This window comes from Sporosarcina limicola, from assembly GCF_014873855.1.
Lineage (GTDB): Bacteria > Bacillota > Bacilli > Bacillales_A > Planococcaceae > Sporosarcina > Sporosarcina limicola.
This window is the reverse complement of record NZ_JADBEL010000009.1, coordinates 72,095-85,459: the sequence shown is the minus strand read 5'-3', so window position 1 is coordinate 85,459 and position 13,365 is coordinate 72,095. Positions and strand designations below refer to the sequence as shown.

Annotated in this window: 10 protein-coding genes; 9 read left to right on the top strand and 1 reads right to left on the bottom strand. The window is 43.6% G+C overall.

The genetic code is table 11. The annotated features are described in order from the left end of the window. Positions 1–113: 113 nt before the first annotated feature. The 3 genes from uvrB to H4683_RS09680 all read left to right on the top strand — a co-directional run bounded on the left by uvrB (position 114) and on the right by H4683_RS09680 (position 6,243). On the top strand, positions 114–2,096 hold the full coding sequence (gene uvrB / locus H4683_RS09690; RefSeq protein WP_192598645.1) for an excinuclease ABC subunit UvrB: 1,983 nt from the start codon (positions 114–116) through the stop codon (positions 2,094–2,096). Positions 2,097–2,102: 6 nt separating this feature from the next. Next, positions 2,103–4,976, top strand: a complete 2,874-nt coding sequence (uvrA, locus tag H4683_RS09685) for an excinuclease ABC subunit UvrA (protein WP_192598644.1) — start codon at positions 2,103–2,105, stop codon at positions 4,974–4,976. A gap of 79 nt (positions 4,977–5,055) precedes the next feature. Next, on the top strand, positions 5,056–6,243 hold the full coding sequence (locus tag H4683_RS09680) for a DUF4097 family beta strand repeat-containing protein (RefSeq protein WP_192598643.1): 1,188 nt from the start codon (positions 5,056–5,058) through the stop codon (positions 6,241–6,243). 672 nt (positions 6,244–6,915) lie between these two features. Here the strand turns inward: H4683_RS09680 and H4683_RS09675 are convergent. After that, positions 6,916–7,473, bottom strand: coding sequence for an N-acetylmuramoyl-L-alanine amidase family protein (locus tag H4683_RS09675; RefSeq protein ID WP_192598642.1), 558 nt, complete (start codon positions 7,471–7,473; stop codon positions 6,916–6,918). Positions 7,474–7,612: 139 nt separating this feature from the next. Between H4683_RS09675 and hprK the strand changes: the two genes are divergently transcribed. The 6 genes from hprK to H4683_RS09645 all read left to right on the top strand — a co-directional run bounded on the left by hprK (position 7,613) and on the right by H4683_RS09645 (position 13,260). Further along, the gene (hprK, locus tag H4683_RS09670) at positions 7,613–8,560 is read left to right on the top strand and encodes an HPr(Ser) kinase/phosphatase (protein WP_338062445.1); all 948 of its coding nucleotides are present in this window, start codon (positions 7,613–7,615) and stop codon (positions 8,558–8,560) included. Then, on the top strand, positions 8,557–9,372 hold the full coding sequence (gene lgt / locus H4683_RS09665) for a prolipoprotein diacylglyceryl transferase (protein WP_192598641.1): 816 nt from the start codon (positions 8,557–8,559) through the stop codon (positions 9,370–9,372). Before hprK ends, lgt begins: the two co-directional genes overlap by 4 nt. A gap of 16 nt (positions 9,373–9,388) precedes the next feature. Continuing rightward, positions 9,389–10,333, top strand: coding sequence for a nucleoside recognition domain-containing protein (locus H4683_RS09660; RefSeq protein WP_192598640.1), 945 nt, complete (start codon positions 9,389–9,391; stop codon positions 10,331–10,333). Next, positions 10,326–10,979, top strand: coding sequence for a pyrophosphatase PpaX (gene ppaX, locus H4683_RS09655; RefSeq protein ID WP_192598699.1), 654 nt, complete (start codon positions 10,326–10,328; stop codon positions 10,977–10,979). The genes H4683_RS09660 and ppaX overlap by 8 nt, the downstream gene beginning before the upstream one ends. Next, positions 10,976–11,494 (top strand): acyltransferase, encoded by a 519-nt coding sequence (locus H4683_RS09650; protein ID WP_192598639.1) that lies wholly within the window; start codon positions 10,976–10,978, stop codon positions 11,492–11,494. Before ppaX ends, H4683_RS09650 begins: the two co-directional genes overlap by 4 nt. A gap of 245 nt (positions 11,495–11,739) precedes the next feature. Then, positions 11,740–13,260, top strand: coding sequence for a tetratricopeptide repeat protein (locus tag H4683_RS09645; RefSeq protein WP_192598638.1), 1,521 nt, complete (start codon positions 11,740–11,742; stop codon positions 13,258–13,260). Positions 13,261–13,365 lie beyond the last annotated feature (105 nt).

Sequence of the window (13,365 nt, the reverse complement as noted above, 5' to 3'; positions counted from 1 at the left end):
ATATGTGACGTCTTTTTTTGTTTAATCCCCCAAAAAACATTTGTTCGCTTTTCGCTCGTTAAAATTAAAGGAATGTGATAAAATAAAAGCAACTACTTTTGGGAGGGACTCCAATGGTCCAAAAATTTAACTTGCAAGCCCCTTACACGCCACAAGGTGATCAACCTTCTGCGATAGCTCAGCTTTTGGAAGGGTTGGACAGGGGAGAAAAACACCAGACATTACTAGGTGCGACGGGAACTGGAAAAACGTTTACCGTTTCGAACGTAGTAGAAAAAATAAACAAACCGACACTCGTCATTGCTCATAACAAGACATTGGCGGGGCAATTATATAGTGAGTTCAAAGAATTTTTTCCGGATAACGCGGTCGAATACTTTGTCAGTTTCTACGATTACTATCAACCAGAAGCATATGTGCCACAAACGGATACGTATATCGAGAAAGACTCGAGCATCAATGAGGAAATAGATAAGCTACGACATTCGGCGACCTCTTCTTTGTTTGAAAGGAATGATGTCTTGATTGTGGCCTCCGTTTCTTGCATCTACGGCCTAGGTTCACCGGAGGAATATGGAGCCCACGTCGTATCACTCCGCACAGGGATGGAAATTGGACGGAACGAACTGCTTCGCAAATTTGTAGATATACAATATGAACGCAATGATATCAGCTTCACCCGCGGTACTTTCCGAGTCCGAGGAGATGTCGTTGAACTGATACCGGCGTCCCGCGATGAACGATGCCTACGTATCGAATTTTTCGGAGATGAAATCGATCGCATTCGGGAAGTGGATTCGCTTACAGGAGAAATCATAGGCGAACGTGATCATGTCGCAATTTTCCCGGCTTCCCACTTCGTCACAGGAGAAGACAAGATGGTGAAAGCGATTGAAAATATTGAAATCGAACTGGAGGAACAGTTGAAAATAATGCGAGGACAAGATAAGTTGCTTGAAGCGCAACGTCTCGAGCAACGAACTCGATATGATCTTGAAATGATGAAGGAAATGGGTTTTTGTTCAGGAATAGAAAATTATTCTCGGCACTTGACGCTCCGTCCGGCGGGGGCGATACCCTACACATTGCTGGATTATTTTCCGGATGACTTCCTTATTGTTGTCGATGAAAGTCATGTGTCACTTCCGCAAATACGGGGTATGTATAATGGGGACCAGGCGCGTAAAAGTGTTCTCGTAGAACATGGCTTCCGCCTGCCATCAGCACTTGATAACCGACCGCTGACGTTTGCGGAATTCGAAGGTCATATGAAAGAAGCCATCTTCGTTTCTGCAACTCCGGGACCTTATGAAATCGAGCATACACCTGTAATGGTTGAGCAGATTATCCGTCCGACAGGGCTTCTTGACCCTACAATTGATATTCGACCAATTGAAGGACAAATAGATGATTTGATTTATGAAATAAATGAACGGACAAAAAAGAATGAACGAGTTCTTATAACGACCTTGACGAAAAAGATGTCCGAAGACTTAACTGATTATTTGAAGGAAATCGGTATTAAAGTACAATACCTCCATTCTGAAATTAAGACGCTTGAACGAATTGAAATCATTCGAGAATTACGACTGGGCATATATGACGTACTTGTAGGGATTAACCTTCTAAGGGAAGGAATCGATATCCCTGAAGTTTCACTCGTCACGATTCTCGATGCGGATAAGGAAGGTTTCCTTCGTTCTGAACGGGCGCTTATCCAGACGATTGGTAGGGCGGCACGTAACTCCAATGGACATGTCATTATGTATGCGGACCGTATGACAGACTCCATGACGAAGGCGATTGATGAAACACAGCGGCGCCGCGATATTCAATTTGATTACAATAAAAAACATGGCATCACACCGACGACCATCAAAAAAGAAATCCGTGATGTCATCCGTGCGACACAAGTGGCGGATGAAACGGTATCCTATATAGAAAAAGTAACACAAGGTAAGAAGTTGACGAAAGACGAAAAAACAACCCTACTCATAACACTCGAAAAAGAGATGAAAGAGGCTGCCAAAGCGCTTGATTTCGAACGTGCTGCAGAGCTTAGGGATACGATATTGGAATTGAAAGTGGAAAGGTGAGGACTTATGAGAAATAAGGAAATTGTTATACAAGGGGCACGTGCTCATAATTTGAAAAATATTGACGTCAATATTCCACGTGACAAATTAGTTGTTATGACTGGTTTATCAGGTTCGGGAAAATCCTCCCTTGCTTTTGACACAATCTACGCAGAAGGGCAACGAAGATATGTTGAATCACTGTCTTCCTATGCACGGCAGTTTTTAGGGCAGATGGACAAACCGGACGTGGATGTGATCGAAGGGTTATCGCCTGCGATTTCAATCGATCAGAAAACGACAAGCCGTAATCCACGTTCGACAGTTGGAACTGTTACTGAAATATACGATTATCTCCGACTTCTTTACGCGAGAATCGGCAAACCGATTTGCCCGATTCACGGTACAGAGATCTCATCTCAGACAATCGAGCAAATGGTTGATCGCCTAATGCAGTTGCCAGAACGGTCGCGTATCCAAGTATTGGCGCCCATTGTTTCTGGTCGCAAAGGGACGCATGTGAAGTTGATAGAAGATATAAAAAAACAAGGCTATGTCCGTATCCGTATAGATGGTGAAATCATCGACCTAGATGACAATATCGAGTTGAACAAAAACAAAAAACATTCTATTGAAGTGGTTATCGACCGAATTGTCATGAAAGAAGATATTGCGCCGCGGTTAAGCGACTCTCTTGAATCAGCACTTCGCCTAGCGGAAGGGAATGTCTTGATTGACGTTCAGGATGGCGAAGAGATGTTATTCAGCGAGCATCATGCATGCCCACTCTGCGGATTTTCAATCGGTGAATTGGAGCCGCGAATGTTTTCATTCAACAGCCCATTTGGTGCTTGCTCAGAGTGTGATGGACTTGGAACGAAGCTCGAAGTCGATCTGGAACTTATTATCCCGGATCCGTCGCGCTCCCTCAAAGAGCATGCTATCGCTCCTTGGGAACCCACAAGTTCACAATACTATCCGGAATTGTTGAAAACGGTTGCCAATCATTTCGGTATTTCTATGGATACACCGGTAAGTGAATTGCCAGATGACGAACTTAATAAGATTTTGTATGGTTCCAATGAGGAAAAAATTCGTTTCACATATACGAATGAATTCGGAGGCACGCGGGATAATAATATTTACTTTGAAGGGGTTATTGCCAACGTCGCACGCCGCTACAAAGAGACTTCCTCAGATTACATCCGTGAACAAATGGAGAAATACATGGCGCAACACTCTTGTCCGACATGTGCAGGTTATCGCTTGAAAGAAGAAACGCTTGCGGTAAAAGTAAACGACATTCATATCGGAAAGGTGACGGAATTATCGATTGTGGAAGCGGATCAATTCTTCAAAAACCTTGTGCTTTCTGAAAAAGATACCCAAATAGCCAAGCTCATCTTGCGTGAAATTGATGAACGGCTTGGTTTTCTCATAAACGTAGGACTTGATTATTTATCGTTATCGAGAGCAGCAGGCACGCTTTCAGGTGGAGAAGCACAACGGATCAGGCTAGCTACGCAAATTGGTTCGCGTTTGACGGGGGTTCTATATATTCTCGATGAACCTTCCATTGGTCTGCATCAGCGAGACAATGACCGTCTTATCCGTACGTTGAAAAACATGCGTGATATTGGCAATACGCTTATTGTCGTTGAACACGATGAGGACACGATGATGGCCGCTGATTATTTAATCGATATCGGACCAGGAGCAGGTGTTGCAGGTGGAGAGATTGTTTCCGCGGGAACTCCTGAAAAAGTGATGAATGATCCGAATTCATTAACCGGCCAGTATTTAAGCGGTAAAAGGTTCATACCGCTACCTTTGGAACGACGTAAATCAGATGGACGGAAAATTACCATCAAAGGTGCGAATGAAAACAACTTGAAAAACATCAGCGTGGATATCCCACTTGGCCAATTTATTGCAGTGACAGGCGTATCGGGATCAGGGAAAAGCACACTCATTAATGACGTGTTACACAAAGTACTTGCCCAGAAACTGAACCGTTCAAAGCAGAAACCGGGCCAATATAAAACGGTGACAGGACTTGAAGAATTAGAAAAAGTTATTGAAATTGACCAATCACCAATCGGTAGAACACCGAGATCGAATCCGGCGACGTATACCGGCATGTTCGATGATGTCCGTGATGTTTACGCTTCGACGAACGAAGCGAAAGTGCGCGGTTATAAAAAAGGCCGTTTCAGTTTCAACGTCAAAGGTGGACGATGTGAGGCATGTCGTGGCGATGGAATTATTAAAATTGAAATGCACTTTTTGCCGGATGTCTATGTACCTTGTGAAGTATGTCATGGTAAACGATACAATCGGGAAACACTTGAAGTAACCTACAAAGGGAAAAATATTGCGGATGTCCTTGCGATGACAGTCGAGGATGGTCTTATGTTTTTTGAAAACATTCCTAAAATCAGCCGGAAACTCCAAACGATTGTAGACGTCGGATTAGGCTACATCCAGTTAGGACAACCGGCAACAACTTTGTCTGGTGGTGAAGCACAACGGGTAAAACTTGCATCCGAATTGCATAAGCGGTCGTACGGCAAATCGTTTTACATTCTTGACGAACCGACAACAGGTCTTCATGTCCACGATATAGCGAAATTGCTTGTCGTCCTGCAAAGACTTGTCGATACAGGGAACACGGTGCTGGTTATCGAGCATAACTTGGACGTTATCAAGACTGTGGACCATATTATCGATCTAGGTCCTGAAGGAGGCGATAAAGGAGGACAGATTATTGCAACAGGTTCACCTGAAAAGGTTGCAGAGTTCGAGAATTCCTATACCGGCCATTATTTGAAACCGATTATCGAGCGTGATCGTAAACGGACGGAAATGATAATTAAAGAGGCAGAAAAAGTAGTTCAATGAAACTTTTTCTGAGCCTACTCGTATATATAGTTAGGTGAACGGAGAAATCCGGAAAACGATAACACTAGGGGGAGTAACAATGCAAAATGAACGGAAACGGATTTTAGCAATGCTGGAGAATGGGACAATCACGACCGATGAAGCGCTGACACTTCTAGAAAAATTGGGACAAATGAAACAGGTTGAAACTAAACAGGTGACGGAAGATACGTATACATCGCATGAACAGAAAGCCGAAAGTGAAAAAGTTGAAGTAGGGCCGATTGATGAAACGAAACCCGATTCAGACGGAAAACGTCGTGCACAACCTTCCATGGATGAATTCCTTGAAGACTTACGCACTGATTTTTCGACTGTCGGCGATCGGTTTATGCAATTCATGCAGACCGCTGTACAGAAAGTGAAATCCTTCGATTTTGAAACACCTTTCGGTAATTCAGTCGTTTTCAATCATACGATGACAAAAACAGCGGCCGGAATTCAGGAATTGATTGTCGATATCGATAATGGGAAATTGACAGTCCATACGAGTGAAGATGAAGAGGTACGTGCGGAGTTTACAGTGAAAGCGTATACGAGTGATTCGGAAGAGAAGGCTAGGGCGGATTTCCTTGATAAGCTGTTGTTTGTTAATGACGAAGGGAAAATGAGGATTTCGAGCGACTTGAAGATGATTCAAGTGAATGTTGAATTGTTCATTCCAAAAAAAGACTATGAGCGAATTTCTGCACGATTGCTGAATGGTTCTTTCAAAATGAAAGACGTTGTAGCAGAAAAAGTGCGCGTGAAAACAGCAAACGGTAAAATTGAAATTTCAAGTCTGACCTTCAAAGACGGTGAATTTGAAACGGCCAATGGTGCCATTAATCTTACCGGGATGACGGGCGATAGGCTTGAAGCAGAAGCATTTAATGGCCGCGTCTACATTGATGGTGCAGTGAAAGATGTGGAAGCGAAGTCGCTTAATGGGCATGTCGTCGTAACGACAACGGATTCGGCGGCAGAAAAAATCGAAGCGAAGACGATGAGCGGTTCTGTTGAAATCTATATTCCATCAGATGTAGCCTTGTCGGGCGAAATCGCTTCGAATATGGGACGGTTAGACTTGCAACTTGATGATATTAACCGTACTGCTGAACAGGAACAGCTTCTCCACCGGACAATTCGCTTTAAAAAAGATGTAGAAGGAAATTCATCTCCGCTCCACATTTTTGGTGAAGCGAAAACTGGATCTGTTCTGGTTTGTTATAATGCGAAACCTGAATAATCAGCTTTGAAATGGAAAGGACTGCATGACACCGAGAAAATCGGTGTCATGCAGTCCTTTTAGAGTTAAAATGATATTGATGGCCAGCTGGATGGATGTCGTGAGCCATGACAGTTTCAGGGATTGCCCTTACAGTTCGTCCGAGCCATGACAGTTACCACGATTGACCTCACAGTTTCAGGGATTGTCCTCACAGTTTCAGGGATTGTCCTCACAGTTTCAGGGATTGCCCTTACAGTTCGCTCGAGCCATGACAGTTTCCACGATTGTCCTTATAGTTTCACGGATAGCCCTTACAGTTCAGCCGAGCCATGACAGTTACCACGATTGCCCTTACAGTTTCACGGATAGCCCTTACAGTTTGGCCGAGCCATGACAGTTTCCACGGTTGTCCTTACAGTTTCACGGATAGCCCTTACAGTTCAGCCGAGCCATGACAGTTTCCACGGTTGTCCTTACAGTTTCACGGATAGCCCTTACAGTTCGCTCGAGCCATGACAGTTTCCACGATTGTCCTTATAGTTTCACGGATAGCCCTTACAGTTCGCTCGAGCCATGACAGTTTCCACGGTTGTCCTCACAGTTTCAGGGATTGCCCTTACAGTTCGCTCGAGCCATGACAGTTTCCCCGATTGACCTTACAGTTCATCCGAGCCATGACAGTTACGAATGTCACTTCTTCCCGCGATACAGCCACGCAGATATGGCGAAGGCAATCGCTTTGGCACATTGCAACCGATAATCCTTTTTCAGTAACAAGGTCGCCTCCTCTCGGTTCGTCATGAAACCGCATTCGATAAGAACGGCTGGCATCTTCGTGTCGCGCAGGACTGCGAAATCTGCTTTCTTTACACCACGGTCTGTGCGGTTGCAGGCCGCAATGAGGGAACTTTGCAAAAGTGAAGCAAGCGCAGCAGATTCTTTACTTGCCGTAGGATAAAGAAACGTCTCGATTCCACTTACACCATTCCAATCGGGGCCATACGCATTCGCATGGATAGAAATGAAGGCATCGACGTTCATCTTATTTGCCAATGCATTTCGTTCGACAAGAGGGACATCCCTTCCCAATTCATGTGCAAAGATCACCGTCATCTCATTTTCGAAAAGTAGGCGTTTGATCATTTCAGCTACACTGTTATTGAAATTAAATTCGCGTAACACACCATCCGGCGATTGTTTTCCTGGCGTATTCGGGCCATGACCAGCGTCAATCATTATTATTGTCATATTATTCCTCCTCGTTCGATAGATAGGAGGGGAATGCTTGTTAGTGGACAATTTCAGCGTAAATTCATTTCATTTGAAAATAGGCATGGTAAAATGGAACGTAGGCATGTTAAAAAATAGCGATAAAGGGGGCAAATCCGTGTCTTGTGTAACAGTAAAAGATGTTCAAAACACATTCAGTCTCGAACTCAGCATCGGAAGTGTGGATGATGAGAGGCAAATACATACGAGTGATATTTCACGGCCGGGTCTTGAAATGGCGGGGTTTTTCAATTATTACACGCCTCATCGTGTACAGATTCTTGGGAAGAGGGAACTGGCATTTTTCGCAAACCTATCTGATGCTGAACGGGTAGACCGAATGGTACGTTTATGTTCAGAAAACACGCCGGCAATTATTATCGCACATGGTATGGAAGTGCCAATTGAATTGGAGGAAGCAGCTAAAAGTATAGGCGTTCCAGTCCTGACAACGGAAGTGCCGACAACGAAATTTGCCGGCATGTTAACGAATTATCTGGAAGGTAAGCTCGCACCGATGACTGCGGTTCATGGAGTACTCGTTGATGTATACGGTGTCGGAATTCTAATTACCGGCAAGAGCGGTGTTGGGAAAAGTGAGACCGCGCTCGAACTTGTGAAAAGGGGGCACCGTCTAGTAGCTGATGACCTTGTAGAAATTCGACAAGTTTCTAAAAATGTATTGATTGGCAATGCGCCGAAACTTCTTGAGCACATGCTCGAAATTCGTGGGGTTGGAATTATCGACATGATGACTTTGTTCGGTGCAGGTTCTGTAAGAGGAGATAAACGGATTGTAATTGTTATTGATCTTGAAACCTGGGATTCTCAAAAAATGTATGAAAGACTGGGTCTAGATGACGAGAAGATGAAAATCATGGATTCTGAATTGACGAAACTAACTGTCCCAGTACGTCCTGGGCGTAACTTGTCTGTCATTATTGAAGTGGCGGCAATGGATTATAGAATGAAAAAGCTTGGTGTGAATACTGCAGAAGAGTTTTCAAAGAAACTGGATTCAGCAATCGAACTAAAAGCGAAGAAAATTGAGGGAGAGGTGGAATGATTGTGTTTGATTTACTAGCAATTAACCCGGTGGCGTTTTCACTTGGTCCGATTTCAGTCCGTTGGTATGGGATAATTATAGCTCTTGGCATCGTCCTTGCATTCATCGTTGTCCAACGGGAAATGGTGAAAAGAGGGATGCATCCAGACTTTTTAACGGATCTACTCGTCTGGGCCGTCCCGATTTCAATCATCAGTGCACGGATTTACTATGTTGTTTTTTCTTGGGATGATTATAAAGACAACCCGTGGACGGTTTTTCAGATTTGGGAAGGTGGTATTGCTATCCACGGTGCGCTGATTGGTGCGTTCCTAACGACGTATTTCTACACGAAACACCGTGGAATATCGTTCTGGAAAACGGTCGATATCGCAGCAGTTGGACTTCTGATTGGCCAGATTATCGGTCGATGGGGCAACTTCATAAATCAGGAAGCCCACGGTGGACCCATTTCGGAAACATTTCTTCAAAATACGATAATTCCCGATTGGATCATGAATCAGATGACGATTAACGGTGTGACGTATCACCCAACTTTCCTCTACGAATCATTGTGGAACGTCGTTGGCTTGGTCATTATCCTATTATTGCGCAGGGTACGTTTGAAGCGGGGCGAGATGTTTCTGTTTTATCTTGTCTGGTATTCGGTCGGTCGGTTCTTTATCGAAGGTATGCGTACGGATAGCTTGTATGTCATCGGTGAACTGCGTGCTGCGCAACTTATCTCCGTCGTTACGGTTGTTGCGGCGATTGCGATTTTCTTCGTAAGACGCTATATCCAGAAAATAAAGGCCACATATCAGGATGAATAAAAAAGGGATCTGGGAAATGGGAACACTTCAAAACGGTTTAAAGGCGGGACTGAACACGACGTGGACATTAGGGAAAATCATTTTTCCCATTACAATCCTCGTTGTTATTTTGCAATATACGCCCGTTCTACCATGGCTTGTCGGTCTGGTTGCTCCTTTTATGGGCTTGTTCGGATTGAGTGGGGAAGCTGCAATTCCGTTAGTTCTAGGGAATGCACTCAATTTATACGCAGGAATTGCGGGTGTTTTATCACTCGAGTTGACTGTGAAAGAAGTATTCATCATCGCGGTTATGCTGTCGTTTTCACATAATCTATTTATCGAAACAGGTGTCGCTTTAAAGGTGGGTGTGAAATTATGGATTGTACTTCTGGTGCGCTTCGGACTTGCGGCGATGTCTGGGATTATTATCAACCTTCTCTGGAAAGGTGGAGGTGAGACGGCGCAGTACGGAATGGTACCCAAAACGGATAGTATACCGACTGGCTGGTTGGAATTGGTGATGTTAGGTGTACAAAAAGCATCGTTTGGTGTTTTGCAACTTGCTTTAATTGTCATTCCACTAATGATTGTCGTTCAGTTATTGAAAGATCGGAATTATTTACAGAGATTTTCCGAGAAATTGGGCCCTTTTACAAAAGTCATTGGTGTACAGTCGAATGCTTCAATGACGCTTGTCGCTGGGTTGGTGATTGGCCTAGCTTATGGTGCCGGTATCATGATTCAAGCAGTACATGAACATGGCGTTAGTAAAAAGGATGCGACGCTCGCGTTCATATTCCTTGTCGCCTGTCATGCGGTCATTGAAGATACACTCCTTTTCGTTCCGCTGGGTATACCCGTTTTACCTCTATTAATTATCCGGGTTATTACGGCATTTGTCCTAACAATTATCGTGGCGTTTATCTGGAAACGAACAGAACTTCAGAAGAAAAAGGGGGCATCGATTGCAAATGACTAAACCAATTACTACATTGTTATTTGACTTTGACGGAACTTTACTTGATACAAATGAGCTGATTATCCAGACATTCCAATCTGTTCTGAACAACCATTACCCCGGTAAATATGAGCGGATTGACATTCTTCCGTTTCTTGGCCCTACATTGATGGAGTCGTTCGCTTCCGTAGATCCTGAAAAGGTCGAACAATTTATAGAAGAGTATCGAGCGTGGAACGTTTCTATGCATGATGAACTTGCGATTGAGTTCGATGGTGTATCGGAAACATTGAAGTTTCTGAAAGCGGCCGGCATGAAGATGGCCATCGTATCCACAAAGAAAAATGATATGGTGATGAAGGGTCTGGATCTTTTAGACGCAGAAGGAGTATTCGACACAGTCATCGGATTTGACGATGTAACGAATACAAAACCACATCCCGAACCAATCCTGCTTGCTCTTGAAAGATTAGATACCACGAAAGAAGAGACGCTAATGATTGGGGATAATTTCCACGATATCGAAGGTGGAAAAAATGCAGGTGTTCGCACTGCTGGAGTTGCATGGTCCGCCAAAGGGGAAGCGTTTTTACAAACATACAATCCAGATTATATGTTGCATCATATTTCAGACCTACTCAAAATTGTTAGAGGGGAAGAAATTTGAGACGCACAGAACGGTATCCTGCACAAGGTGATGCAAATTCACTCTGGCATATTTATAAGACGGTTCCATTTTTCAAAGTGGCAAAAAACTTTGTTGTCATACAACTATCAAGGTACACGCCTTTCATCCCAGTGAAGAACTTTTTGTTCCGAACATTTCTGGGAATGGAAGTCGGCAAGAAGACGTCTTTTGCACTAATGGTAATGCCAGACGTTATGTTCCCTGAGCGGATAAAAGTGGGTGATAACTCAGTGATTGGTTTTAATACGACGATTCTTGCCCATGAATATTTGATTGATGAATATCGGATTGGGGACGTTATCATCGGTAAAAACGTACTGATTGGTGCGAATACGACGATTCTTCCGGGTGTGGAGATTGGTGATAGGGCGATTGTTTCCGCAGCGTCACTTGTCAACCGAGATATACCGCCAGGTTCATTCGCAGGTGGAAATCCAGTGAAAATTATTTTCACGGCGGAGCAGATGAGAGAACGGCAACAAAAATTAACTTAATTCAGTGGGGGCTCCCAACCCCTTGCTGAATTAAGTTACATCCTCTGGCGGATGCCACAGATTTTTCGGGTGAATTTATCGAGCAAGCTTGATAAAAATCTGGGCGCAAATACGCCAAGGTATATTTGGTTTTCGGATGAAAAAAGTTGAAAACTGATGACGTCGGTGTAAGGTATGATATAATGAGCATCATTACGAGAAGGGACGTATCGTGCGTTCCTTCTTATTTTTTCGGGGGAATATGATTGGATAAAAAGCGTAAGAAACAAGACAGAAAAGTCATTTCGTTCATTCCAGACGGTGAATTTTATTATAAGAAAGCAGTTCAGGCATTACAGCGTGAACGTTTTGGAGATGCACATAAATATTTGAAGCGGGCTACGGAACTTAGTCCGAATGATCCGCTATTTCTGATGCAGTACGGAGTGCTTGTCATGGAAGAAGGTCGTTTTGAAGAAGCCCATGAATTACTCATGACTGCCTATTCACTCGACTCGACAGAAGAGGAAATTATTTTCTATTTGGCAGAAGTACATGCGCATCTGGGAATGTTGCGTGACGCGAAAATGTATGCAGAGAAATATATATCGCTTGACCCTGATGGTCCTTTTGCTGATGAATCGATGGAAATCATTGATTTCGCGGAACAGGAAGAGGCGTTTAATGATGATGAAATGCCGGATGGGGAAGTCTATTTTCTTCAGGAAAAAGCACGCCGTCTTATGGAGTCAGGTGATTTCAAAACGGCTGTAGAATTACTTGAGTCGATTATTGTTGATCATCCTGAATTTTGGGCTGCATATAATAATTTAGCGCTCGCCTATTTCTATATCGGGAAAACTGAGCGGGCAAGTGAATTACTGCACGAGGTCCTTAATCGTAACAAAGGAAACATCCATGCTCTTTGCAATCTGGCTGTCTTTTATTACTATGAAAAGCAGGAAGAAGAACTAGAATCCTTGCTCGAATTGCTAGTGAAAATTAAACCTTATCAATTTGAACATCGCTTTAAACTCGGCTCAACTTTTGCGCTCGTCGGGAGACATAAAGAAGCATACAATTGGCTTAGGAGTCTCCAAAAACATGGTTTTGACGGGGATGTAGGCTTCTATTTCTGGTTTGCTCATTCGGCTTACTTATCAGGACATGAAGGGGTTGCGCGAAAAGCTTTTGCGACCTTGGTTGAAATGGATCCAACAAAGGTTGGCTACGAGCCATGGAAAGATGTCCAGGCAGATATTCAACCAGATTCACTGGAACAAAATAGGAGTTTTTTGCTAGGTAAAATACGCAACGAATACAGAAGCGAAAGAATGTTTGGATTCTACCTTCTTGGTAAATCGGGACATAAGCAAGAAATTATTTCGCATCCTTCGTATATCGATATTGAAAAACTTTCCGATATGGAGCGACTGTTTCTAACCAGTGGACTTGATTATGAGTTCATGCCGGAAACAGCATTCGATAAATCATTCATCCGTGCACTAGAGACAACGGATATGCTCTATTCCAAATACCGTCCATTGGATACACAGGCAACACATCTCTTTCAGATGTGGTTTACCCTATGCGAGACGGCTCTCAGTCGCTCGTATCCATTCCGAAATCCGACAGCACTTGCAGCCGCAGCGGATTACATGTTCCAGTCGTCTCGGGATACAGGGGTAACAAAAACAACAATTGCTAGCACATTTGGAATTTCTGTTCCGACATTAACAAAATACATCGGTGACTTAATTGAGTTTCTACCACATTTTGATGCTTAATGGTACTTTGCGCTTTTCTTTATTGTCTAGCTCCAGGCGCCAGCCGCTCGGGTCGCTTCAGTCTTGAAGATAAAGGCAAAAAGCGCCTTTATTTTCAAGCCTTTC